At 63.1% G+C, this 23,073-nt stretch carries 20 protein-coding genes; 11 read left to right on the top strand and 9 right to left on the bottom strand.

Annotation, left to right across the window (positions count from 1 at the left end; genetic code table 11):
* Positions 1-101 precede the first annotated feature (101 nt).
* The 3 genes from OZ411_RS33015 to OZ411_RS33005 form a co-directional block, all read right to left on the bottom strand.
* A complete protein-coding gene (locus OZ411_RS33015; RefSeq protein WP_282531285.1) occupies positions 102-830 on the bottom strand; it encodes a polysaccharide biosynthesis/export family protein in 729 nt (242 codons plus the stop codon).
* Between the two features lie 111 nt (positions 831-941).
* Entirely contained in the window at positions 942-1,598 is a 657-nt protein-coding gene (msrA, locus tag OZ411_RS33010) for a peptide-methionine (S)-S-oxide reductase MsrA (RefSeq protein WP_282531284.1), read from the bottom strand.
* Positions 1,599-1,729: 131 nt separating this feature from the next.
* Positions 1,730-2,047 (bottom strand): hypothetical protein, encoded by a 318-nt coding sequence (locus OZ411_RS33005; protein ID WP_130582493.1) that lies wholly within the window; start codon positions 2,045-2,047, stop codon positions 1,730-1,732.
* A 357-nt stretch (positions 2,048-2,404) separates the two neighbouring features.
* Here OZ411_RS33005 and rpsT point away from each other — a divergent pair, with 357 nt between their 5' ends.
* The 5 genes from rpsT (at position 2,405) to recF (ending at position 8,317) form a co-directional block, all read left to right on the top strand.
* The gene (gene rpsT, locus OZ411_RS33000) at positions 2,405-2,671 is read left to right on the top strand and encodes a 30S ribosomal protein S20 (RefSeq protein ID WP_028162524.1); all 267 of its coding nucleotides are present in this window, start codon (positions 2,405-2,407) and stop codon (positions 2,669-2,671) included.
* Positions 2,672-3,885: 1,214 nt separating this feature from the next.
* A complete protein-coding gene (gene dnaA, locus OZ411_RS32995; RefSeq protein WP_130582494.1) occupies positions 3,886-5,316 on the top strand; it encodes a chromosomal replication initiator protein DnaA in 1,431 nt (476 codons plus the stop codon).
* A gap of 367 nt (positions 5,317-5,683) precedes the next feature.
* Positions 5,684-6,802, top strand: a complete 1,119-nt coding sequence (gene dnaN, locus OZ411_RS32990; protein WP_130582495.1) for a DNA polymerase III subunit beta — start codon at positions 5,684-5,686, stop codon at positions 6,800-6,802.
* A gap of 41 nt (positions 6,803-6,843) precedes the next feature.
* Positions 6,844-7,131, top strand: a complete 288-nt coding sequence (locus OZ411_RS32985) for a GIY-YIG nuclease family protein (RefSeq protein WP_282531283.1) — start codon at positions 6,844-6,846, stop codon at positions 7,129-7,131.
* 46 nt (positions 7,132-7,177) lie between these two features.
* Positions 7,178-8,317 (top strand): DNA replication/repair protein RecF, encoded by a 1,140-nt coding sequence (recF, locus tag OZ411_RS32980; RefSeq protein WP_282531282.1) that lies wholly within the window; start codon positions 7,178-7,180, stop codon positions 8,315-8,317.
* A gap of 2 nt (positions 8,318-8,319) precedes the next feature.
* Here the strand turns inward: recF and OZ411_RS32975 are convergent, their stop codons facing one another.
* Positions 8,320-10,206 carry an acyltransferase family protein gene (locus OZ411_RS32975; RefSeq protein ID WP_282531281.1) on the bottom strand — a complete coding sequence of 629 codons (1,887 nt, stop codon included), beginning with the start codon at positions 10,204-10,206 and terminating at the stop codon, positions 8,320-8,322.
* 334 nt (positions 10,207-10,540) lie between these two features.
* Here OZ411_RS32975 and gyrB point away from each other — a divergent pair, with 334 nt between their 5' ends.
* Positions 10,541-12,976 (top strand): DNA topoisomerase (ATP-hydrolyzing) subunit B, encoded by a 2,436-nt coding sequence (gene gyrB, locus OZ411_RS32970; protein ID WP_282531280.1) that lies wholly within the window; start codon positions 10,541-10,543, stop codon positions 12,974-12,976.
* A gap of 153 nt (positions 12,977-13,129) precedes the next feature.
* Here gyrB and OZ411_RS32965 read toward each other — a convergent pair whose 3' ends face one another.
* The 5 genes from OZ411_RS32965 to OZ411_RS32945 all read right to left on the bottom strand — a co-directional run bounded on the left by OZ411_RS32965 (position 13,130) and on the right by OZ411_RS32945 (position 17,938).
* Positions 13,130-14,419, bottom strand: coding sequence for a TRAP transporter large permease (locus OZ411_RS32965; protein WP_282531279.1), 1,290 nt, complete (start codon positions 14,417-14,419; stop codon positions 13,130-13,132).
* Between the two features lie 6 nt (positions 14,420-14,425).
* Positions 14,426-14,965 carry a TRAP transporter small permease gene (locus OZ411_RS32960; protein ID WP_282531278.1) on the bottom strand — a complete coding sequence of 180 codons (540 nt, stop codon included), beginning with the start codon at positions 14,963-14,965 and terminating at the stop codon, positions 14,426-14,428.
* A 100-nt stretch (positions 14,966-15,065) separates the two neighbouring features.
* Entirely contained in the window at positions 15,066-16,061 is a 996-nt protein-coding gene (locus tag OZ411_RS32955; protein ID WP_282531277.1) for a TRAP transporter substrate-binding protein, read from the bottom strand.
* 46 nt (positions 16,062-16,107) lie between these two features.
* Complete coding sequence (locus OZ411_RS32950; RefSeq protein WP_282531276.1) at positions 16,108-16,839, bottom strand: GntR family transcriptional regulator; 732 nt, start codon at positions 16,837-16,839, stop codon at positions 16,108-16,110.
* Positions 16,840-17,005: 166 nt separating this feature from the next.
* The gene (locus OZ411_RS32945) at positions 17,006-17,938 is read right to left on the bottom strand and encodes a LysR family transcriptional regulator (protein WP_282531275.1); all 933 of its coding nucleotides are present in this window, start codon (positions 17,936-17,938) and stop codon (positions 17,006-17,008) included.
* 151 nt (positions 17,939-18,089) lie between these two features.
* On the opposite strand from OZ411_RS32945, the gene OZ411_RS32940 reads away from it, so the two are divergent.
* The 5 genes from OZ411_RS32940 (at position 18,090) to OZ411_RS32920 (ending at position 23,064) form a co-directional block, all read left to right on the top strand.
* Positions 18,090-19,226, top strand: a complete 1,137-nt coding sequence (locus OZ411_RS32940; RefSeq protein WP_282531274.1) for an aldo/keto reductase — start codon at positions 18,090-18,092, stop codon at positions 19,224-19,226.
* A 126-nt stretch (positions 19,227-19,352) separates the two neighbouring features.
* The gene (murA, locus tag OZ411_RS32935; protein WP_130581928.1) at positions 19,353-20,648 is read left to right on the top strand and encodes a UDP-N-acetylglucosamine 1-carboxyvinyltransferase; all 1,296 of its coding nucleotides are present in this window, start codon (positions 19,353-19,355) and stop codon (positions 20,646-20,648) included.
* Positions 20,649-20,723: 75 nt separating this feature from the next.
* Positions 20,724-21,011 (top strand): hypothetical protein, encoded by a 288-nt coding sequence (locus tag OZ411_RS32930; RefSeq protein ID WP_282531273.1) that lies wholly within the window; start codon positions 20,724-20,726, stop codon positions 21,009-21,011.
* 209 nt (positions 21,012-21,220) lie between these two features.
* The gene (locus tag OZ411_RS32925) at positions 21,221-22,591 is read left to right on the top strand and encodes an MATE family efflux transporter (RefSeq protein ID WP_282531295.1); all 1,371 of its coding nucleotides are present in this window, start codon (positions 21,221-21,223) and stop codon (positions 22,589-22,591) included.
* Positions 22,591-23,064: a DUF2867 domain-containing protein gene (locus tag OZ411_RS32920; RefSeq protein ID WP_282531272.1), complete on the top strand. Its 474-nt coding sequence runs from the start codon at positions 22,591-22,593 to the stop codon at positions 23,062-23,064. The genes OZ411_RS32925 and OZ411_RS32920 overlap by 1 nt, the downstream gene beginning before the upstream one ends.
* Positions 23,065-23,073 lie beyond the last annotated feature (9 nt).

Here is a 23,073-nt window from a genome sequence, read left to right as displayed (position 1 = left end):
CAGCGTGAGCCCGGAATCCATTCATCCGCACGTTTTGTGGCCCGATGGATTCCGGGCTCGCGCTGCGCGCGCCCCGGAACGACGAGTGGAGAGAGTGTCGCCTAAAACCACCGCTCGCCGACGAACACCGTGTCGCCGGGACTCATCGGCGTGCCGAGCGGCACCGTGTAGCGCCCCGAGCCGTTGCCATCGGTATGCGTCAGCGTCACCATGTCGCGCTTGGCGCGCGGCGAGAAGCCGCCCGCAATCGCCACGGCGCTTTCGACGGTCATGTTGGGCACGTACGGATATTGTCCGGGCGCGGCGACTTCGCCGAGGATGAAGAACGGACGGTAGGCCTCGATCTCGACGGCGACCGAAGGCTCGCGGATGTAGCCGCTGCGCAGCTTTGCCGCGATCTCGCTTGCGAGCCCCGACGTCGTCCTGCCGCGCGCGGGCACTTGCCCGATCAGCGGCATGGTGATCGAGCCGCTAGCGTCGATCGCGTAGGTATTGGTGAGACCTTCCTGGCCGTAGACCACGACACGCAGCCGGTCGCCGGCATCGAGATGGTAGGCCGAGTCGTAGCGGACCCCAGCCCCGGGCGCCGCTGCGTAGGCCGCGCGCGGTGAAGCGGCAAAGGCGGAGCGAAGCGCGCCGACTGCGCCACCGCCGCTGCTGGCGACCGCGACCGGCGCAGGGCTGGCAGGCCCGCCATAGGCCATGGAGTCGAGATCGGCCGGCGCTGGCGCGACCGCGACAGGACCGCTCGTGCGCATGCAGCCCGACAGCACGAGCGCAGTCATGACAGCAGTGATCGGCAATCGAAACGCGCGCGCAACCCGCACCATGGCCATCCCTGAAAAGCGAGACAGCCTAGTCTTGCACCGGTTATGGTTAACAAATGGTTGTTGGAAAGAACTCCCTCGCCCCGCTCTTGCGGGGAGAGGGAGCGCGCGCGATCAGGCGGTGACGCCGACGCCGATGGGGCACGACACGCCGGTGCCGCCAAGGCCGCAATAGCCCGCCGGATTCTTGGCGAGATATTGCTGATGATAGTCTTCGGCGAAATAGAACTCGCCCGCCGGCGCGATCTCGGTGGTGATCGGACCGAGACCCTTGGCCGAAAGCGCTTTCTGATAGGCGGCCTTCGAGGCCTCCGCGGCCTTCCGCTGCGCGTCGTTGAAGGTGTAGATCGCGGAGCGATATTGCGTGCCGACGTCATTGCCCTGACGCATGCCCTGCGTCGGGTTGTGATTTTCCCAGAACGTCTTCAGGAGCTGCTCGTAGGAGATCTTCTTCGGATCGAACACGACCAGCACCACTTCGGTGTGGCCGGTGCGGCCCGAGCAAACCTCCTCATAGGTCGGATTCGGCGTGTAGCCGCCGGCATAGCCAACGGCCGTTGTGTAGATGCCATCGCCGAGTTCCCAGAATTTGCGCTCCGCGCCCCAGAAGCAGCCGAGCCCGAACACCGCCTGCTCCAGGCCCTCAGGGTAAGGCGGCTGCAGCTTGCTGCCATTGACGAAGTGGATGGTGGCGGTCGGGATCGGCGTGGCGCGTCCCGGCAGCGCTTCGGCTGCACTCGGCAACGCGGTGGTCTTGCGCATGAACAACATGGATTACCTCCAGGCGGGCCATCGGCCTGAAGCCGGAAACGGCTTCGGCCGGCTTGGCCCACTATATAGGTGTTTACGCGCGATCTGGCAGCCCCGTTACGGGCCCACAACCCAAAGGAGCAAAGTTCCGATCAGTCTCGCGCGTAGCCGATCAGCGGCTTGCGCGGCCGGAACAGGATCATCAGCAGGATGCCGGCGACGCCGAGCACGGCGAAAACCGGCTGGTCGAGGACGAACTTGATCACGCTGTCCCAGAGGAAAGGCGCGGTGCGCTCGATCCAGGCACGGAAGGCGGCCTGGCTGGACTGGTGGATGTCGTTCCAGAACTGGCCGAAGCGGGTGAAGTGCAGGGTCTGATCGGCGACGAAACGGGCGCCGTCATAGACCATGAAAACAAATCCGCCGGCCAGGAGCAGCAGGCCGATTAGCCGAAAAAACCCGCGGATCATGCCTCACCCTAGTCCCTGTCCGCCCCAAGCGCGCCAAGGCCCATTAACGGCAGGAAGGGCGGAAATTCAACCTGTTCAGCACCTTGGCGGCCATTTTCTGCCGGATTCCGGCCTCCCAAGCCGGGTGGAAAACGTTGACGCTGAGGGCCGGCCCCTCTATAAGACCGCGCAATGGCGGCGGGCGCAATCCTGCCGCCGCTGTTCTTTGGACGGGCGGCTGCCGGGACTTTTGCTTCTGGGCACGGCCCCCTCAAGAACGCATCTCGACAACACAGCAGAGTAGATCACGCGATTTCAACGGCCGGCGCGCTCGAGCCCGACCACCAGAGCGACCAACGCCGAAGGACAATTGAGACCATGGCCAACACCACTTCCGCCAAGAAGGCGACCCGCAAGATTGCCCGCCGCACCATCATCAACAAGTCGCGCCGCACCCAGATGCGTGGTGCCGTTCGCTCGGTCGAAGAAGCGATCAAGCGCGGCGACCGCGATGCAGCGCTGAAGGCGATGGCGCACGCCGAGCCCGAACTGATGAAGGCCGCACAGCGCAACATCGTTCACCGCAATACTGCGAGCCGCAAGGTCTCGCGCCTGACGCATCAGATCGCCAAGCTGGCGAAGTGAGCTGACAGAAAAACATTTTCGTCAAAGGCCCGGCTTTTCGCCGGGCCTTTTCTCTTGCGAAGCTTCGAACGACTGCGTTCTCGAATTGACTCGCTGTTGCAGGACAGCGCGTGTGTCATATTGGGCGCACCCGTGGTTTTACTGGTCCTGCAAGTTCTTGCTGCGCTGTACACGCGACGCCGTGATTAAATACGCACGCCTGCGCCACATAAATGGAAGCACTAAACATTTTCCTCGGCGAAAAGCCGCGAAGGGTTACCCTCCAAAAGCAATCGCGAAAAACTTCGTCTCGCTAATCACTTACCCACATAGCGAAGCCAACTTGTTTGAAAATTGGCGCCGCCGAGATGCTACGTAAATATTTTATGAACTTTTTTTTCCGTTACACCGCGCTTTGTGACACGCGCGAATCTGCGCGGTGATTCAAAAACTTGCTTTCGGGTTTCGCAATTGCAATGCCGCAACACCGGCGAAGACTCAACTCACGAGCCACAAACAACGGATTGTCAGAAATCGCGCTTGGTGTATTTGTTTATGCGTTCGCGGCGCCCACGGCTCTTAAGATCAGCGCGATTTTAGACCCACGGGCGGACGTGCAAATCGGCGGCGGTGTGCGCGTTAGCGACGCTTTCCAAGCGAAGCTGAGTTGGCAAGCTCATAGCAATATGAGAACGGCTGTTCTGTGTCTGGATTTCTCGATCGCAGCGTCCGCGCTGCGAGAGAGGCGAACTGGGGAGACACGCAACAGCCGCGGCCTTAAGCAGCGGGGAACGCGGAGCCCGTGAATGGGTTGACAAGGACTGAACTACGCGGCGGCGCAGCACTGAACATTCCGATGTTCGGGAGCGGCACACTGAATTTGGACCACTTGCGAGCGGATTGCTCGCCGCGCGCAATCGCGGCGAGAGGGGGAGGCAGTATGATTTACGGAACCATCGCAGCATTCGAATTGCGCATTTCAGACAAGTCCGTATTCGACACCTTGGATTGCACTTCCGCAAACAGCCCCACGCGAACTCCGGATACACCTTCGAGTACGCGCTGACCTCGCGAACGCAGGTCTGTTCCAGCACATAATCTGTCGCGCGGCGGTTTCGCCGAACGGGAGAGGTATGTCCGGAGCAGAAGGCCTCGCTTGAGGTCGCGTCGTGGCAAGAAACATGCACGGCGCTTTCACAAACAACGGCACTCCTCTTGAGAAAAGTCTTCAGGCAATGACAAACACGGAACAGGATCGCTGGTCGCGGGTGAAGGGACGGTTACGGACGACCGTTGGCGAGGATGTCTATACGAGCTGGTTTGCGCGCATGGATCTTGAGGGCGTGCAGGACGAAAGCGTCCGCCTGTCGGTTCCGACCCGATTCCTGAAGAGCTGGATCCAGGCGCACTACGCCGATCGCGTGCTCTCCTGCTGGCAGGCCGAGATGCCGGAAGTGCACCGCATCGATCTGACCGTGCGCACGGCAGTGCGGCCTTCGCCCACCCCGAAGGAGATTCCCGCGCCGGCAGAAACGCGGCGCGTCGAGCGGCCGGAAGGACGGCCCTCTGTCGAACTGCGTTCGACCGCGACCGCGCCGGTATCCGCAAGCCACGATGCGCTCGGTGGCTCACCGCTCGATCCGCGGCTGACATTTGCGAGCTTTGTGGTCGGCCGCTCCAACACGCTCGCGCATGCCGCGGCGCGCCAGGTTGCGGAAGGTCGTCGCGGCGATCCCGTGATGTTCAACCCGCTCTACATCCATGCCGGCGTGGGGCTCGGCAAAACCCATCTTCTGCAGGCGGTGACCTGGGCCGGCAATTCCGGCGGCGAGCGCAAGGTGCTCTATCTCACCGCGGAAAAATTCATGTACGGCTTCGTCGCGGCGCTGAAGACGCAGACGGCGCTGGCGTTCAAGGAAGCGCTGCGCGGCATCGACGTGCTCGTGATCGACGACCTGCAATTCCTGCAGGGCAAATCGACCCAGGCCGAGTTCTGTCACACGCTGAATGCGCTGATCGATGCCGGTCGCCAGGTCGTGATCGCGGCCGATCGTCCGCCGTCGGATCTGGAAAGCCTCGACGACCGCGTGCGCTCGCGGCTTGCCGGCGGGCTCGTGGTCGAAATGGGATCGCTCGGCGAAGAGCTGCGCCTCGGCATCCTCAAATCGCGCGTGGCCGCGGCCCGCGTCCATCACGCAAGCTTCGACGTGCCCGACGAGGTGCTGGACTATCTGTCACGCACCATCACCCATAACGGCCGCGACCTCGAGGGCGCGATCAACCGCCTGCTCGCGCACAGCAAGCTGAACAACCAGCCGGTGACGCTGGAGATGGCCGAGCGCGAGGTCCGCGATCTGATCCGTCCGCAGGAGCCGAAGCGCATCAAGATCGAGGACATCCAGCGCGTGGTCGCCCGGCAGTACAATGTCAGCCGTTCGGACCTCTTGTCCTCGCGCCGCACGGCGAACGTGGTGCGCCCGCGCCAGGTCGCGATGTACCTGGCCAAGACGCTGACGCTCCGCTCGCTGCCCGAGATTGGCCGGCGCTTCGGCGGGCGCGACCACACCACGGTGCTCCATGCCGTGCGCAAGATCGAAGCACTGGTCGCCAAGGACACCTCGCTCTCGGAAGAGGTCGAATCCCTGAAGCGCCAATTGCAGGAATGAATTCTTCCCTGCCGCCCGGACCATGATCCGATCGGACGGAATCGGATCATGATCCATCCTTTTGTTTGAGCATGATCTTTTCGGAAAACCGGTTTCCACTTTTCCGGATCATGCTCTAACCGGGGCGGGAACGGCCTTTATGCCTGAAAACGTGGGGAACGGCGTTCCGCTCCCTTGCGCTCGCGCGTTATCCGCGCCACCTTGCGGTCCCCCCGACGGTTTGGTCAAATCCCATGGATTGGCCGGCTTTCGGGCCTCAAACGCCGCGGCGCGCCCATGGCCGCCCCGGCCTTTCCATCTCAGAGCACGGTGGGTTACCGGTTTTCGGACAGACCATGCTCAACTCAGGGATCTGGCGGGTATTGCAATGAAGGTCACCGTCGAGCGCGCGCAACTCCTGAAATCGCTCGGCCACGTGCATCGCGTGGTCGAACGTCGCAACACCATCCCGATCCTCGGCAATGTGCTGGTCCGCGCCGAAAATGCCAAACTCTCGCTGAAGGCGACCGACCTCGACCTCGAGGTGACGGAGACGCTGGCCGCGGAAACCGCCACCGCCGGCTCGACGACGGTGCCCGCCCACATGTTCTACGACATCGTGCGCAAGCTGCCCGACGGCGCCCAGATCGTGCTGGAGGCGGACGGCGACCGCTCGGTGCTGGCGATCCGGGCCGGCCGCTCGCGCTTCACCCTGCAAACGCTGCCGGAGAGCGATTTCCCGGATCTGGCCGCCGGCGACATGACGCATTCGTTCTCGCTTCCCGCCGCCGGCCTGAAGCGCCTGATCGACCGCACGCAGTTTGCGATCTCGACCGAAGAGACACGCTATTACCTCAACGGCATCTATCTGCATTCGGCGGGCAGCGCCAAGCAGGCGACGCTCCGCGGCGTCGCGACCGACGGCCACCGCCTGGCGCAGGTCGACCTGGTGCAGCCGCAGGGTGCCGCCGGCATGCCCGGCGTGATCGTGCCGCGCAAGACGGTCGGCGAAGTGCAGCGGCTGATCGAGGATACCGAGGCGGAAATCACCATCGAGCTCTCACCCGGCAAGATCCGCTTCACGCTCGGCAATGTGGTGCTGACGTCGAAATTGATCGACGGCACCTTCCCCGATTACGGCCGCGTGATCCCGCAGAACAACGACAAGGAACTGGTGGTCGACAAGAAGGATTTTGAAGCCGCCGTCGACCGCGTCTCGACCATCTCCAGCGAGCGCGGCCGCGCGGTCAAGCTGTCGCTGTCGGCAGGCAAGCTCGTGCTGTCGGTGACAAACCCGGATTCCGGCAGCGCCACCGAGGAACTGGAGGTCGAATACGCCTCCGACGCGCTCGATATCGGCTTCAACTCGCGCTATTTGCTCGACATCGCCGCCCAGATCGAGGGCGACGTCGCAGTCCTGAAACTCGCCGATCCCGGCTCGCCGACGCTGGTGCAGGACAAGGACAACAAGAGCGCCCTCTACGTACTGATGCCAATGCGGGTTTAATTCGTCATTGCCGGGCTTGACCCGGCAATCCATCAAACAAAATGACCTATTGGGTGTACATCCTCGCCAGCAAGCCCGGTGGAACGCTCTATGTCGGCGTAACAAATAATTTGATCCGACGCATCTACGAGCATCGCGAGGGATTGGCAGAGAGTTTTACCAAGCGTTACGGCGTCAAGACCCTGGTCTACTTCGAGGCCCATGAAACCATCGCGGCGGCCCTGCAACGCGAAAAGAACATCAAGCATTGGTCCCGCGAGTGGAAGATCGATCTGATCGTCAAAGGCAATCCCGAGTGGCGAGACCTATATGATGAAATTGTCCGCTGAAGCGGACGATGGATTGCCGGGTCAAGCCCGGCAATGACAGTGGAACATGACCCCTTCGCGCATCCATCGGCTGTCGCTGACGCATTTCCGCAATTATCGCGCGGCGAGCGTCTCGACGCGCGGTGACGTGGTGGTGCTGGTGGGGCCGAATGGCGCCGGCAAGACCAATTGCCTCGAAGCGATCTCGTTTCTAGCGCCGGGACGCGGCCTGCGCCGCGCGACGCTGGAAGACGTCGCCGACAACCAGGGCGACGGCTCCTGGGCCGTCTCCGCCGAGGTCGAGGGCGCGCTGGGGCTTTCGACGCTCGGCACCGGGATCGAAGCGCCCGCGCAAGGCGGCGAGAGCGTCAGCCGGCGCTGCCGCATCGATCGCGAGCCGGTGGGTTCGGCTGCGGCTTTTGGCGACCATCTGCGCATGGTGTGGCTGACGCCCGCGATGGACGGCTTGTTCATGGGTGCGGCTTCCGAACGACGGCGGTTCTTCGACCGGCTCGTGCTTGCGATCGACTCCGAGCATTCCAGCCGCGTCTCGGCGCTGGAGCGCTCGCTGCGTTCGCGCAACCGGCTCCTGGAAGTGCGCAACTATGACGACCATTGGTGCGGCGCGATCGAACGCGAGACCGCGGAGCTTGCGGTCGCGGTCGCGGCGACGCGCGGCCAGACCGCCGCAAGACTATCGGCGATGCTGCGCGAGCGCGCGCAGGGCTCAGGGTTTCCTTCAGCCGAGATCGCGCTCGACGGCTGGATGGAGAATGCGCTGCTCAGCGAGCCCGCAACGGCCGTCGAGGACCGCTACCGCGAGATCCTGCGCCTCAGCCGCGCGCGGGATGCCGCCGCCGGACGCACGCTCGACGGCCCGCATCTGACCGACCTGCAGGTGGTCTATGCGCCAAAGAACATGCCGGCGCGCGACGCCTCCACGGGTGAGCAGAAGGCGCTCCTGATCGGGCTGGTGCTGGCGCATGCGACGCTGGTCGCCGAGATGACCGGCATCGTGCCGCTGCTCTTGCTCGACGAAGTGGTGGCGCATCTCGATCCCAGCAGGCGCAAGGCGCTGTTCGACGAACTGGCAAAGCTCGGCGCGCAGGTCTGGATGACCGGCGCCGATCCCGCCGCGTTCGTCGATATCGGAGCGAATGGCGAGATCTTCGACGTCGAAGCCGGCCGCATCAGCCGCCGCGGCTGAAGCTACTTTCCCGGGGCGCCTGCTTTGGCCCCATCAAGCACGCGGTCGATCACCGCGTCGACGAGATAGGTCGAGCCCTTCTCGGTGAGGTGAATGCCGTCGCTTGCGGTGATATCGCCGGCGCTGTCGCCGATCCGGGTCAGGCATCCCTCGCCATTGCACAGCACATCCCAGGCGGAGACGAATTCCGCGCCGGCGGGGGAAAGCTTCTCGCGCATCACCGCGTCGAACCATCCGCTCGTCACGCCGCCGCTCCAACGCGCCGGGAGCAGGCCGTGATAGAGCAGGAAATAACGCAGCACTTCATTCGGCAGCCCGCGCCGCCAGGTCGGCACCGCGCCGAGAACGACCACGCGCGCGCCGGTCTCGCGCTTCAGCGCGGCAGCGGTCTCGGCGATCTCATCCAGATATCTGTCCCAGGTGCCGTGCATCAGCACGATGTCGGGCCTCGCATCGCGGATCAGCGAGAACACCTTGTCGTTCATGGCGCGGCAGTTGGGCGTGCCGGGTACATCGACGTTCAGGACAGGGACGCAGGACGCCGAGGTGAACTGCGCGATGCCGAAATTCTTCGTCTCCTGCGCCTTGCGCAAGCCGGGCAACAGCGCGCCCGCCGTCGAGTCGCCCCAGATCACGACCAGCGGGCGGCGATCGCGATCGACGCAATCATCGGCGAACGATGTGTCGCGGCCGAGATCGAGCAGGCATTGGTGGAACCGCCATTGCGCTGATTGTGTCGACACACCGGCCATGGCGCGGATTTCCGGCGGCAGGCGGAAATCGTAGCCACGCCCCCAAACGACAGTGCCGCCGAGCGCGGCCACGAGCACCATGCTCGCGCCCAGCGCAACCAGCTTGCGCGGCTGCGGCCGGCCGAAACGCAGCGGCTTCTCGATGTAGCGGTAGGTCGCCCAGGCGAGCAGCACGCTCAAGAGCAGGATCAGCCCGCGTTCGAGCAGCGTCAGCGGACTGAACTTGATCAGCGCGAAGAACACCAAGAGCGGCCAGTGCCAGAGATAGAGCGGATAGCTGATCAGCCCGATCCAAACCATCGGCCGGCTGGCGAGCACGCCGCGGTTGAGCCAGGCCGTAGGCGCCGACAGCAGCAGCGCAGATCCGGCAACCGGTAGCGCCGCGCGCCAACCCGGAAACGGGCTGTGGCTGTCGAACAAGCCAACCGCGAGCGCGATCAGGGCGAGGCCTGCGAACGCACGCCAATCGCTCGCGGCGCTCGGCTTGCCGATCTGGCTCCAGCCCAGCGCCAGCAAGGCGCCGGCGAGCAATTCGAAGGCCCGCGTGAATGGCAAATAAAAGGTCGCGACCGGGTTCGCGCCGATCAGCGAGAGATTGAGGGCGAAGGAGACGGCGCCGAGAATCGCGGCGATCCAGAACAGTTTCAGCCGCAGCCGCGCGGCCAGCATCAGCAATAGCGGCCAGAACAGGTAGAACTGCTCCTCGATGCCGAGCGACCACAGATGCAGCAGCGGCTTTTTCGCCGATTCGACGTCGAAATAGCCCGACTGCAGCAACAGCGCGATGTTGGCGAAAAATGCGGCGCTGGCAAAGACGTCGCTGCCCAGTTGCGCATAGGCAGATGGCAGCATGACCAGCCAGCCCGCGACCAGCACGACCGGAAGCACGACAATCAGCGCCGGAAAAATCCGCCTGATGCGCTTGGCGTAGAAGACGGCCAGACTGAAGCGCTCCTCGTCGAGCCCGTGCGCGATGATACCGGTGATCAGGAAGCCGGAAATCACGAAGAAGACATCGACACCGACGAACCCGCCCGGCGCGACTTCAGGAAAAGCGTGGAAGATCAGCACCAGCATCACGGCGATGGCGCGGAGGCCATCGATATCGGGCCGATAAAGCTGGGACGGCAGGGACAAGGGCGAATAATCCGGAAATTGCGGAACTAGGAGAAGGCATCGAAGTCAGCCTGCTTCGATGCCCTCTGTAGCAGGTACGCGAAGCACCGCCAGAGGGAGCCCGACGAGCGATCCGAATCGGGATTCTCGTGCACTCGAAATGGGCCTCGAATCGCGCTTTTTCGCGGCCTTTGAAACAGCCTTGAACCGCCTTGAAAAAAGGCAGAAAAATACTATTTATTCAACAGCTTGCGGCAACAGACTTTGCGCTAGGCGCGATGCATCTTTCGTGGCACAAATAGTGTAATCAGCCCTCAGTTTTGCGCCGCTGATTCGGGACATCCTAAGGCCTCACATGACAGAACCAGCCCGGCAGACCCCTGCCGAAAGCGAGCATCCCATTCCCGTGGAGTATGGTGCGGAATCGATCCGGGTCTTGAAGGGCTTGGATGCCGTGCGCAAGCGGCCGGGCATGTATATCGGCGACACTGATGACGGTTCCGGCCTGCATCACATGGTCTATGAGGTCGTCGACAACGCAATCGACGAAGCGCTCGCGGGCCATGCGACGCGCGTCGAAGTCGTCCTCAATCCCGACAATTCCGTCACCGTGCGCGACGACGGCCGCGGTATTCCGGTCGACATCCACAAGGGCGAAGGCATCTCCGCGGCCGAGGTCATCATGACCCAGCTCCATGCCGGCGGTAAATTCGACCAGAACTCCTACAAGGTTTCGGGCGGCCTGCATGGCGTCGGCGTCTCCGTCGTCAACGCGCTGTCAAGCACGCTGAAGCTCCGCGTCTGGCGCGACGGCAAAGAGCATTACGTGGAATTCGCCCACGGCGATGCCATCGCCCCCCTGAAGGTGGTCGGCGACGCCCAGGGCAAGCGCGGCACCGAGGTCACCTTCCTCGCCTCCACCGAGACCTTCAAGAACATCGAATATGATTTCGCGACGCTCGAACATCGCTTGCGCGAGCTCGCGTTCCTCAATTCCGGCGTCAACATCCTGCTCTCGGACATGCGACATGCCGTCGAGAAGCGCGAGGAGTTGCATTACGTCGGCGGCGTCGAGGAATTCGTCAAATATCTCGACCGCAACAAGAAGGCGATCGTCGCCAATCCGATCATGGTCCGTTCGGAGATGAACGGCATCGGGGTCGAAGCCGCGCTGTGGTGGAACGATAGCTACCACGAGAACGTGCTGTGCTTCACCAACAACATCCCGCAGCGCGACGGCGGCACCCATCTGGCCGGCTTCCGCGGCGCGCTGACGCGCCAGGTCAACGGCTATGCCGAGGCCAACGCGAAGAAGGAAAAGATCACGCTGACCGGCGACGACTGCCGCGAGGGCCTGACCGCCGTGCTCTCGGTGAAGGTGCCGGATCCGAAATTCTCGTCGCAGACCAAGGACAAGCTGGTGTCCTCGGAAGTGCGTCCCGTTGTCGAGAACGTCATCAACGAGGCCTTGGCCGCCTGGTTCGAGGAGCATCCGACCGAGGCGAAAGTCATCGTCGGCAAAGTGATCCAGGCCGCAGCCGCGCGCGAGGCCGCGCGCAAGGCGCGCGAACTGACCCGCAAGAATCCGCTCGCGATATCCTCGCTGCCGGGAAAACTGGCTGATTGCCAGGAGAAGGATCCCGCCAAGTCGGAACTCTTCATCGTCGAGGGTGACTCGGCAGGCGGCAGCGCCAAGCAGGGCCGCAACCGCGAATTCCAGGCGGTGCTGCCGCTGCGCGGCAAGATCCTCAATGTCGAGCGCGTCCGCCCCGACAAGATGCTGTCGAGCGAGCAGATCGGCACGCTGATCACCGCGCTCGGCACCGGCATCAGTGACGACTTCGCGATCGACAAGCTGCGCTATCACAAGATCATCGTGATGACGGACGCCGACGTCGACGGCGCCCATATCCGCACGCTGCTCTTGACCTTCTTCTATCGCCAGATGCGCGAGATCATCGACGGCGGCTTTCTCTATATCGCGCAGCCGCCGCTCTATAAGGTCACGCGCGGCAAGTCCGAGCAGTATCTGAAGGACGAGCGGGCGCTGGAAGATTATCTGATCGAGGCCGGGCTCGACGATTGCGTGTTCACGCTTGGCACCGGCGAGGAACGCTCGGGCCGCGATCTGCGTTCCCTGATCGACGACGCCCGCGTCATTCGCGCCGCGCTGCGCAACCTGCACAGCCGCTACAATCGGAAGGTCGTCGAGCAGGCCGCCATCGCAGGCTTGTTCGGCAAGGACATCTACAGCAATCCGGAAACCGCAGCGGCCGCGGCAGAATACATGGCGGGACGGCTCGACAATCAGGCCGAGGAAGTCGAACGCGGCTGGACCGGACAATTCGTGGAAGGCCAGGGCTTCATGTTCGAACGCACCGTGCGCGGCGTCAAGGATGTCGCCGTCATCGACGACGCCTTCCTCGGTTCGGCTGACGCCCGCAAGCTCCACGAATTCCGGGAGCGGCTGCAGAGCGTCTATGCCCGCTCCGGCAAGCTGCGCCGCAAGGACAGCGAGCAACTCATCTACGGCCCGGTCGACCTGTTCGAAGCCGTAACCAACACGGCCCGCAAGGGCCTGACCCTGCAGCGCTACAAAGGTCTCGGCGAGATGAACCCGGAGCAGCTCTGGGAGACCACGCTGGATACCGAAGTGCGCTCGCTATTGCAGGTGAAGGTCAAGGAGGTCGACGAGGCCGACGACATCTTCACCAAGCTGATGGGCGACGTGGTCGAGCCGCGCCGCGACTTCATCCAGGAAAACTCACTCAGCGCAAACATCGACATCTGACGCGAAGCGCGTGTCGATGGTCTTGCTCTAAAGCGTGATGACTTTTCTTCGAATCGTCATCCCGCTTTAGCTCTTTGTTTGAGCATGATCTCCGCGCAAACGCTTCGCGTTTGTCGCGAGGGAAAACCGGTGTCCACTTTTCCGGATCATGCTCTAGAAGCCGAACATCCTCGGTAATGCCAGAGACAGCCAGGGAACGTAGGTCACGATCATCAGCACCGTGAACATCACAAAATAGAACGGCCAGATACCGCGCATCACCTCGTCGACCGAGACCTTGCCGATGGCGCAGCCAACGAACAGGGTGGTCCCGACTGGGGGCGTCAGCAACCCGATACCGAGATTGAGCAACATCACGATGCCGAAATGTACCGGATCTATGCCGAAGCTCTTCACGACCGGCAACAGGATTGGCGTGCAGATCAGCAACAGCGGTGCCAGATCGAGTGCCGTTCCAAGAACCAGCAGCATGATGTTCAACCACATCAGCAGCATGTATTTGTTGCTCGATATCGCAACGAAGAACTCCGTCATTTTCGCAGGCATCTGCATCAAGGCGGCGACATAGCCGAAGCACGACGCTGTCGCGACGAGGGTGAGCACCATGGCTACCGTCTGCAGCGTCCGATAGATCAGCACAGGCAGATCCGACCACTTGTAGTCGCGGTAGACGAACATGGTGACGAAGAACGCCCAGACGCAGGCGACCGCGCCTGCCTCGATCGGCGTAAATACGCCGGAGAGGATGCCACCCAGCACGATCGCTAGTGTCACGATCCCCCACAGCGCGTCGCCGAGCACTCTGATCGCCTGGCGCATCGGCACGGGCTCGCCCTTTGGATGCTCGTCACGATACGCGTAGAACAGGCAAAGCAGCATCAACGAAAAGCCGAGCAGCAGCCCTGGAATCACGCCGGCGAGAAACAGACTGGTAATCGAGACCACCCCACCCGTCGCCAGCGAATAGATCACGGAATTGTGACTTGGCGGGATGATGATGGCTTGAAGCGAAGCGCTGATAGTCACGTTGGTCGCGAACACCCGCGGATAACCTTTCGCAGCCATTTCGGGAATCATAACCGAACCGATCGCTGACGTGTCGGCGACCGACGATCCCGAAATTCCGCTCATGATCGTGGTCGCGAGGATGTTGATCTGCGAGAGGCCGCCCCGCAGGCGCGTGAATCCGACCAGCACTGCGGCAAAATCGACCAGCCGTCTGGCCATACCGCCTTCGGCCATAATGGCGCCCGCCAGCACAAAAAACGGGATCGTCAGCATCGAGACCTTGCCGACGCCGCTGGCAAACTGTTGCATGACGGCACCGACGGGCAGGTCGATCCAGAGCGCGCCGGCGAGCGACGAAAGCGCCATCGCATAGGCGATCGGCATGCCGATGGCGAAGAAAAAGCACATGCTGAGAAGAAGAATGGCGATATCCATGGGGATTCACTCGACAGGAACGTGAGCATCGCTGCCGTCACGCGGTGGCGGACCGATGGTCAGGCGCTCGACGACGAACAGGAACATCATCGCTCCGCTGACTACGATCGGAAGGTAGGTGACCCCGACCGACAGCCATGGAAATTCGTCGACTGAATTGCCCCAGGTGGTCTGAACGAGCTTCAATCCCCACACGAACATGAACAGCGCAGTCACGCCCATCAACAATTCACTCAATATCAGCGAGGCGCGGCGCAACACCGGCGGCAGCGAATCGGTACCCACCGTCATGCTCATGTGAATGCGCTGACGATAGCAGTTGGCTGAACCGATGAAGGTGATGCCGACCGTGAGTAACACGGCCATCGGCTCGGGCCATGACGAAGCGCTATTCAGGACATATCGGGTATAGACTGCCCACGGAATGACAGAGCAGACGAGCACGAGCGCCACACAGGCAATCACGGCTCCCGTCCAGTAGACTGCATTCACAAGCCGCCGGAACATGCCGGTCCAATAAGCTCGGGACCGTTGCTCGTCATACATTTGGACCTCGCAAGAATAACAGCGATTCAAATTGCTCCGGCAAATCCGGCGTCCGGGGGAGCGGACGCGGTTCGGCCATTCGCCCGTTGCAGCGCGGGAGCTATTGGACCGCCTCGATCCGCTTGATCATTGCGGCGTACTTTGCGCCATACTTGTCCCAAACCGGCTTTACGGCGTCCTGGAATGGCTTCTTGTCGATATCGGTGATGATTTCGGTCCCGGCAGCCTTCATCTTTGCGATGGCTGCGTTTTCCGCCTCGTACCAAAGCACGCGCTGCTCGGCCTGCATTTCCTTGGAAAATTTTTTGATCAGTGCCTGATCGTCCGGCGACAGCTTCTGCCACGACACGCGCGAGAACACCACGATTTCCGGAATGATCAGGTGCTCGGTCATCGTGAAGTATTTGGCAACCTGATAGTGGTTCTGCGCTACAAACGAAGGCGAATTGTTTTCCGCGCCATCGACCACGCCGGTCTGCATCGAGCTAAAGACCTGATCGAAGCCGAGCGCGACTCCGTTGCCGCCAAGCGCGTTCATGGTGTCAACGAACAGCGGATTACCGATCATGCGGATCTTGAGGCCCTTCAGATCGGCCAACGTTCGGACCGGCCGCTTGTTGTTGTAGATATTGCGCGAGCCAGCGTTCATCCAGCACAGCCCAATCAGACCAGCCTTGTCGTTCGCCGAAATCTTCGCAAGCAGCTCATCGCCGATCTCGCCATCGATCACCTTCTCCATGTGCCTGGAGTTCCGGAATACGAAGGGCAGGTTGAAGACGTTGACGTCGTCCACGACCGGGCCGACGGCCCCGACCGAAATACGAGCGATCTGCAGCGCGCCGAGTTGCGCCTGCTCGATCATTTCCTTTTCGCCGCCAAGTTGCATGGACGGGAACATCTGGATCGACAGCCTTCCATTGGTGGCGGCTTCCAGCTTCTTGCCCATCCGGACCATGGCTTCGACCGTCGGATAGCCCGACGGATGAACGTCCGCTGCCTTAAGGACCGTTTTTGTCTGGGCCTGCGCGGGGGATTGCTGGATAACAAAAGCCGCGCCGAACCCGGCGCTCAGCTTGATGAAGTCGCGCCGTTTCATCTGGATCCTCCCAATATATTGTTGTCGTTGTCGTTGATCTTCAACCTCAGGTTTGCGCGTCGAAGAACTCCGGGTTGATATTTTGAGTGGCGGAGATATCGACGAGCAGCCTTTCGAGATGCCTGGCCATAGCCATTCCCGCAGCCGGCGGATCATGATCCTCGATCGCAGTCATGACGCGTTCATGCTCCGCGATCACCTGCCTCATTCGCCCAGGTTGCGGCAGCGTCAGGCGGCGATAGCGATCCACGTGGACCTTCACCTGCAGGATCAGCTTCCAGATGCCCGGGTATCGCGCGATCTCGGCGATGGTTGCGTGGAACAGTTCGTCCGCTTGATGGAATGCTTCGCGATCGCTGGCGGCGCTCGCTTCGCGCTGGCGTTCCAAGATAGAAAGCAAATTCAGGATCTGGCTTGAGGTGGCGTGCTCTGCCGCCAATCGGGCGGTGGTTTCCTCCAGCGCCTTGCGGATGGTGATCGCCTCCGGCAACGCCGCGATTGGAATGCGCGAGACGAAGATGCCGGATTGCGGATATATCTCCACAAGACCTTCGTCCGACAATTTCAGGATAGCCTCGCGGACGGGCGTCCGGCTGACGCCATGGGCGAGCGCGATTTCCGCTTCCGAGATCGCCTCGCCCGGGCGTCGCTGCAGTGACACCAATTCGGCGCGCAGATCCGCATAGATCCGCGCCGACGCCGTCGCTGTTCGTGGCCGACCGCTGCGGCGATTGCCGGCGGCACGGACGGTGGCTTCGGCTTTCCTCATGGAGCGCATGACAGCATCCTGATTAATATATTAGTATATGAACTGGAACGAGCCAAGCCGGATTTGCTTGGTTGCAGCTACAAATTGTGCTGCCGCCATGGCAGTCTAGATGACGGCCATCTACTCGCGCGGCGCCAACGCCACACCGCTCGCGCTGCAGGAGTAGCCTTGTCTCTTAGCCGGCGTCGGTCGCGGCCAATGGCGGCAGGCTTTCGGACTTGCGCGTGAGGTCGATGAGCTGGCGCAAGCCGGGCGGCGGTTGGCGGCGGCTCGGATAGTAGATGGTGAAGGGCGGGCCTTCGGAGGCCCATTCCGACAGCAGAATTTCCAGCGCGCCGGATGCGACTTCCGCTTCGACCCGCCGCGCCAGGCAATAGACAAAGCCCACGCCGCGTAACGCCATGTCGACCGCATGCTCGGTTTCGTTGGCGCAGACCGGCCCGCGAACATCGAGACGGATCATCGAATCGCCGTTGCCCAATTCCCACGGGAAGTTGCGATTATCGCCGACGCGCATCTCGACGCACGGAAGCTGCAGCAGATCGCCGGGAGCGTCGGGACGGCCAGCACGCGCGATCAGTTCGGGCGAGGCGACCACGACCCACTTCAACGGTTTCGTCAGCGCGATCCCCACCATGTCCAGCGGCACGCGATCGCCGTAGCGGATGCCGGCGTCAAAACCCTCCGCGATGATCTCGACCATGCGATCCTCGACGGTCACGTCGACATGCATGCCCGGAAACTCCTTGCAGTAACGCGGCAGCACAGGACCAAGCACGAGGCGCGCGGCATCACGGAGAACGTTGAGACGAAGCCGCCCCACCGGCACACGCCGATGGTTCTCCAGCCCGGTCAAGGCATCGCGGATGGTGCGAAATCCGTTCTCCAGTTCAGCAGCGAGCGAGGCGCCGGCCGCGGTCGGCCTGATGGAGCGGCTGGAGCGATGCAGGAGCCTCATGCCCAGATCGGACTCCAGCTTGCGCAGGCGATGGCTCAGAGCGGACGTACTCACGCCGAGCTCAATGCCCGCTTTGGCAAGGCTGCCCCGGCGCACGATCGTCAGGAACACGTTCAAATCCGCCAGCATGTTTCGGTCGAACGTTTTCATGAACGGCCCCTCAAGGCGTCGTTGAGCTGCACTCAACGATCCTACCCTGGTGGCCGCCGTTTTACGACCCATACTCAAGCTTGAAGGAAGAGCGCCGCGCATGGAGCCACGCTTCTCGGCGCCTTCCCCGCATGACCGAAGGAGACACGCAATGACGAAACGAACTGGCAGCCGCAGGGATTTCCTCACCGTCGCCGCGGCAGCGGTCGGCGCCCTTGCGGCACCGTCACTGGTTACAGCCACCACCGACACCAAAGGAGACAATCGCATGGCACAGGCAAATCGCGCGACACAACTTTTCAAGCCGGGGTTCCGCTTCGGGCTGGGCGGCGTCCCGCTTGGCAACGAGTTCAACAAGGTCACGGACGAGGATGCCGAGGCGACGCTTGAGGCTGCGTGGAGCGCCGGCGTGCGCTATTTCGACGTGGCGCCCTGGTACGGCTTCGGATTGTCGGAGCGCCGCTTCGGCCATTTCCTGCACAACAAGCCTCGCGGCGACTACGTGCTGTCGTCCAAGGTCGGCAAGCTGTTCAAGGCGTCGAAGAACAACCGGCATGCGGAAATCTTTCCGCTATCGGACTCGCCGAATGACGTCACCTATGACTACACCGGCGACGGCGTTCGCCGTTCGATCGAGGACAGCCTGCAGCGGCTCGGCGTCGACAGCCTCGACGTGGCATTCGTCCACGACATCTCGCCGGATTTTCCATACTTCCCGACATCATGGCAGGAGCAGTTCGCGATCGCCGAACGCGGCGCATTCCCGGCGCTCTCGCGCATGCGCGAGGAAGGCATCATCAAGGCGTGGGGCATCGGCGTGAATTGCCCGGAGCCCATCCTGCGCGTCATCGACGTTGCCGATCCCGACGTCTGCCTGTGCGCCTCGCAGTACTCGCTGGTCGATCATGCCAACGCCGTCAATCAGGTCTTCCCGGCGGTGCGGAAGAAGAATGTGTCGCTGGTGATCGGCTCGGCGCTGAACGCAGGCTTCATCTCCGGCAGTCCGCGCTACAATTACGGGCCGAACAATTACAAGATCTCTCCGGCCCATATCGAGAAACGTGACCGGCTCCGCGCGGCCGCCGCCCGCCACGGCGTCGATCTGCGGACCGCGGCCTTGCAGTTTTCATCGGCTCCTGACGTCGTCGTCGCGCTGGTCGTGGGCGCGAGCAGCCACCGGCAAATCCTCGAGGACTACAATTCGATGCAGGCCAAGATTCCTGCGGAATTCTGGCAGGAGCTGAAGGAAAGCGGGCTGATCGAGCAGGCAGCCACAGTCCCGGCCTGACGGCGGGGACAGCGGATCGCTGAGGGCATGACTTCGACGAGCCTTATGTGCTATGTCGCTCTGACTGCCCATTGATTCCGTTACGGAATCTTCCACGAGCGAACCAGCCAACCCGTCGAGGACAACGTGGCGCCCATTCAATATATCGTCGAGGGCGGCCACCGGCTCTCCGGCACGATCGAGCCGTCCGGCAACAAGAATTCGGCGCTGCCGATCATCGCGGCAGCGCTATTGACCGAGCATCCGGTCACGCTGACCAACGTGCCGCGGATCCGCGACACCGAGACGCTGGTCGAGCTTTGCCGCTCCGTCGGCGCCTCGGCCGAGTGGACCGAGCGCAACACGCTTCTGATCCACGCCAAGGAGATCCGCGCCGCCGATCTCGATCCGGAACTGTGCGCGCGGATCCGTGCTTCGATCCTGCTCGCCGGGCCCCTGCTCGCCCGCTGCGGCGAGGTCGCATTGCCGCCGCCCGGCGGCGACGTGATCGGCCGCCGCCGCCTCGATACGCATTTCCTCGCGTTTGAGCAGCTCGGCGCGACCGTCACCGCGACCCACCGACTCGAGTTCCGCGCCTCCCGCCTGAGGGGCGCCGACGTGTTCCTCGACGAGCCCAGCGTCACGGCGACCGAGAACGCGCTCGTCGCGGCCGTGGCCGCTCGCGGCACCACCTACCTGCGCAACGCCGCATCCGAGCCGCATGTGCAGGATCTCGCGAATTTCCTGGTCGCGCTCGGCGCCAAGATCGAGGGCATCGGCACCAATACCATCATCGTCCACGGCCCCGCCACGCTCGGCGGCACGCACTATGCGATCCAGCCCGACCACATCGAGGTCGGCTCGCTGATCGGGCTTGCCGCGGTGACGCGTTCGCCGCTGCGCATCGCGCGCGCCGGCGTCGAGCATCTGCGCTCGATCCGGATGGGCTTTGAGCGGCTCGGCATCGTCTGCGGCGTCGAGGGCGACGACCTCGTCGTGCCTTCAGGCCAGACCATGAAGATCCATGATGATTTCGGCGGCCATGTGCCGAAGCTGGAGGACCAGCCCTGGCCGGCCTTCCCGGCGGACTTGATGTCGATCGCGATCGTCACCGCGACGCAGTGCGATGGTGTCATCCTGATGTTCGAAAAGATGTTTGAATCGCGGATGTTCTTCGTCGACAAACTCATTGCAATGGGCGGCCGCATCGTGTTGTGCGACCCGCATCGCGCCATCGTCGCCGGTCCGAGCCGGCTGCGTGGCGCGCCGATGACCTCCCCCGATATCCGCGCCGGCATGGCGATGCTGCTTGCGGCGGTCTGCGCCGAGGGTACCTCCACCATCAACAATGCCGACCAGATCGAGCGCGGCTACGAGCGGATCGAGCAGCGGCTGAACGCGCTCGGCGCCAGGATCACCCGCGTGCCCGAACGCGTGCGGTAGAGAATCACCACGACGATTGGAACAATCGGCCGACCTGTCGGTTGCACTGCCAGTTCCCCACAGGCAGGTGCGTCCATGCGCGTTCGTCTGCCCAGATTTCTCCAGATCACCGGCGGCGACGCCACTAATCTCACCATTGCCGCGGCAGCGGTCCTCGCGCTTACGATTTCGCTCTGGCTCACGCACGGCCGCGAAACCTCAGGCGATGCCCCGGGCACGCAGGTGGTGATTCCGCTCCATTCGGCGGCGCTCCTGACCAGCGAGCGCGCCCATGTCAGCGATCCCCGCGTCGGACAGATCGCCGACGGCGTCATCGAGGCCCAGGAGCGCGAAATCAACGCGATCAGGCAGGGCAAGCCGTAACCCAGGACATTTTTCGTTGACCTTTGCGAGCACGTAGCCCGGGTGGAGCGGAACGCGCAACCCGGGACAGTCGCATCAGCATTCGCGAGCGGCCCCGGGTTACGCAATGGCGTTCCGGGCTATTGCAGTGGCCGTTCCGCCACCTTTTAGGCGCGCGGCGGTGCTAATCTCGGCCCATGACCTCAACCGAGAACATCGAACGCGCTTCGATGGCGCCACGCGTGGCCGCGCGTGCGCCTCGTCACCATTTGCGCGACGAGCTCGCTGAGACCCTGCGCCTTGCGGTGCCGATGGCGCTGACGCAGCTCGGCCAGATCGCGATGATGACGACCGACCTCGCCTTCATCGGCCGGTTCGGCGACGAGGCCGTCGCCGCCGCGGCCTTGGCGGGCACGGTCTACTTCGTCGGCTTTACCTTCGGCATGGGCCTGATGTCCGCCGTCGCCCCGCTGGCGGCGCAAGCCTTTGGCGCGCGCAATCCGCGCATGGTGCGGCGCTCGCTCCGCGTCGGGCTGTGGGCCGCGCTGTTCATCACATTGCCGCTGATGGTGCTGCCGTTCCGCGGCGAACAGATCCTGCTCGCGCTCGGCCAGGCCGCCACGGCCGCGCAGCTCGCGCAGCAATATCTGTTCGGCCTCGCCTGGGGCATGCTGCCGGCGCTGTGGTTCATTGCGATCCGCGGCTTCATGAGCGCGGTCAACCGGCCCGAGCCGGTGCTGTGGATCACGCTCGCGGCGATCCCGGCCAATGCGCTGCTGGTTTATCTCCTGCTCTATGGTGCTTGGGGACTGCCGCCGCTCGGGCTGTTCGGGGCGGGCATTGCCACCTCGATCGTCAATCTCGGGACCTTCCTCGCCGGCCTGTGGTTCGCCTATCGCCGCCGGCCGTTCCGGAAATATCAGGTGCTCGGCCGCGTCTGGCGCGTCGATTGGCCGCTGATGCGGCAACTCGTCATTGTCGGCGCACCGATCTCGGTCGCCTTCCTGCTGGAATATGGCCTGTTCGGCGCCGCGGGGCTCTTGATGGGGCTGATCTCGACGGCCGCGCTGGCCGCGCATCAGATCGCGCTGCAGATCGCGGCCATCCTGTTCATGGTGCCGTTCGGCATCGGCATGGCGGCGACCGTCCGCGTCGGCCACGCTGTCGGACGCGCCGATGCGCCCGCGGTCAGACGCGCGGGACTCGTAGCAACCGGACTCGGCATCGTCTTCATGTCGACGATGACGCTTCTCGTCATTCTCGGACGATTCGCGATCGCCGAAATCTTCCTCGGCGAAGCCGCCGAAGCCACCGCGCAATTGACGGCCTCGCTGCTGCTGGTCGGCTCGACCTTCTTCATCGCCGACGGCGTGCAGACGGTTGCCGCCGGCGCGCTCCGCGGCATGAACGATACACGCCTGCCACTGCTGTTCGCCACGATCAGCTACTGGCTGATCGGGTTCACCTCCGCATGCCTGCTCGGCTTCGCGACCACGCTCGGCGCGGTCGGCATCTGGATCGGGCTATCGGCCGGGACCGCGGCCTATGCCATTCTGCTGATCTTGCGTTTCCGCCTGCTGAGCAACAGATTGGCCATGTGATGAAAGCGCGCGAAGTCACGCCCGATATCGATCCCGGCCCGTTGCTCGCGGGTGCAGAGTTCATCGACGCCTTTCGCATCGCCGTCGACGGCACCGCGCTCGATGCGCGCAAGGCGGCCGAGAAGATGTTTGCGCGACGCCAGCGCTGGATCGAAGCGCTGTTGCGATTGCGCAATTTGATTGTCGCGCCGCTTGGCCTGAAGACCTCAGGCGAAGGCGATAGGACATCGCACGGCATGGTGGGCATGTTTCCGGTTCTCAGCGAAACGCCGGAACGGCTGGTGGCGGGCTTCAACGACAGCCATCTCGATTTTCGTGTCGTGGTCGATGTCACCGCTCGTGCCGGTGGCCAGGAGGTCACCACCACCACGCTGGTGCGGACACACAATTGGCTTGGCCGGACCTACCTCGCGATCATCCTGCCCTTTCACCGCCTGGTCGTGGCCGCGATGCTGCGGCAGGTCGTGCTTTAGATTCAAACC

Source organism: Bradyrhizobium sp. Arg237L, from assembly GCF_029990105.1.
GTDB lineage: Bacteria > Pseudomonadota > Alphaproteobacteria > Rhizobiales > Xanthobacteraceae > Bradyrhizobium.
This window is presented reverse-complemented; position numbering and strand designations above follow the sequence as displayed.

Bases quoted from the DNA above. Each gene is read 5' to 3' on its own strand.
- dnaN (WP_130582495.1), top strand. From the start codon at position 5,684: ATGAAGGTCACCGTCGAGCGCGCGCAACTCCTGAAATCGCTCGGCCAC.
- OZ411_RS33005 (WP_130582493.1), bottom strand. From the start codon at position 2,047: ATGATCCGCGGGTTTTTTCGGCTAATCGGCCTGCTGCTCCTGGCCGGC.
- OZ411_RS32950 (WP_282531276.1), bottom strand. From the start codon at position 16,839: ATGCGCTCCATGAGGAAAGCCGAAGCCACCGTCCGTGCCGCCGGCAAT.
- OZ411_RS32985 (WP_282531283.1), top strand. From the start codon at position 6,844: ATGACCTATTGGGTGTACATCCTCGCCAGCAAGCCCGGTGGAACGCTC.
- rpsT (WP_028162524.1), top strand. From the start codon at position 2,405: ATGGCCAACACCACTTCCGCCAAGAAGGCGACCCGCAAGATTGCCCGC.
- OZ411_RS32965 (WP_282531279.1), bottom strand. From the start codon at position 14,419: ATGGATATCGCCATTCTTCTTCTCAGCATGTGCTTTTTCTTCGCCATC.
- recF (WP_282531282.1), top strand. From the start codon at position 7,178: ATGACCCCTTCGCGCATCCATCGGCTGTCGCTGACGCATTTCCGCAAT.
- OZ411_RS32955 (WP_282531277.1), bottom strand. From the start codon at position 16,061: ATGAAACGGCGCGACTTCATCAAGCTGAGCGCCGGGTTCGGCGCGGCT.
- OZ411_RS32960 (WP_282531278.1), bottom strand. From the start codon at position 14,965: ATGTATGACGAGCAACGGTCCCGAGCTTATTGGACCGGCATGTTCCGG.
- OZ411_RS32940 (WP_282531274.1), top strand. From the start codon at position 18,090: ATGACGAAACGAACTGGCAGCCGCAGGGATTTCCTCACCGTCGCCGCG.
- dnaA (WP_130582494.1), top strand. From the start codon at position 3,886: ATGACAAACACGGAACAGGATCGCTGGTCGCGGGTGAAGGGACGGTTA.
- OZ411_RS32930 (WP_282531273.1), top strand. From the start codon at position 20,724: ATGCGCGTTCGTCTGCCCAGATTTCTCCAGATCACCGGCGGCGACGCC.
- gyrB (WP_282531280.1), top strand. From the start codon at position 10,541: ATGACAGAACCAGCCCGGCAGACCCCTGCCGAAAGCGAGCATCCCATT.
- OZ411_RS32925 (WP_282531295.1), top strand. From the start codon at position 21,221: ATGGCGCCACGCGTGGCCGCGCGTGCGCCTCGTCACCATTTGCGCGAC.
- OZ411_RS32920 (WP_282531272.1), top strand. From the start codon at position 22,591: ATGAAAGCGCGCGAAGTCACGCCCGATATCGATCCCGGCCCGTTGCTC.
- msrA (WP_282531284.1), bottom strand. From the start codon at position 1,598: ATGTTGTTCATGCGCAAGACCACCGCGTTGCCGAGTGCAGCCGAAGCG.
- OZ411_RS33015 (WP_282531285.1), bottom strand. From the start codon at position 830: ATGGTGCGGGTTGCGCGCGCGTTTCGATTGCCGATCACTGCTGTCATG.
- OZ411_RS32945 (WP_282531275.1), bottom strand. From the start codon at position 17,938: ATGAAAACGTTCGACCGAAACATGCTGGCGGATTTGAACGTGTTCCTG.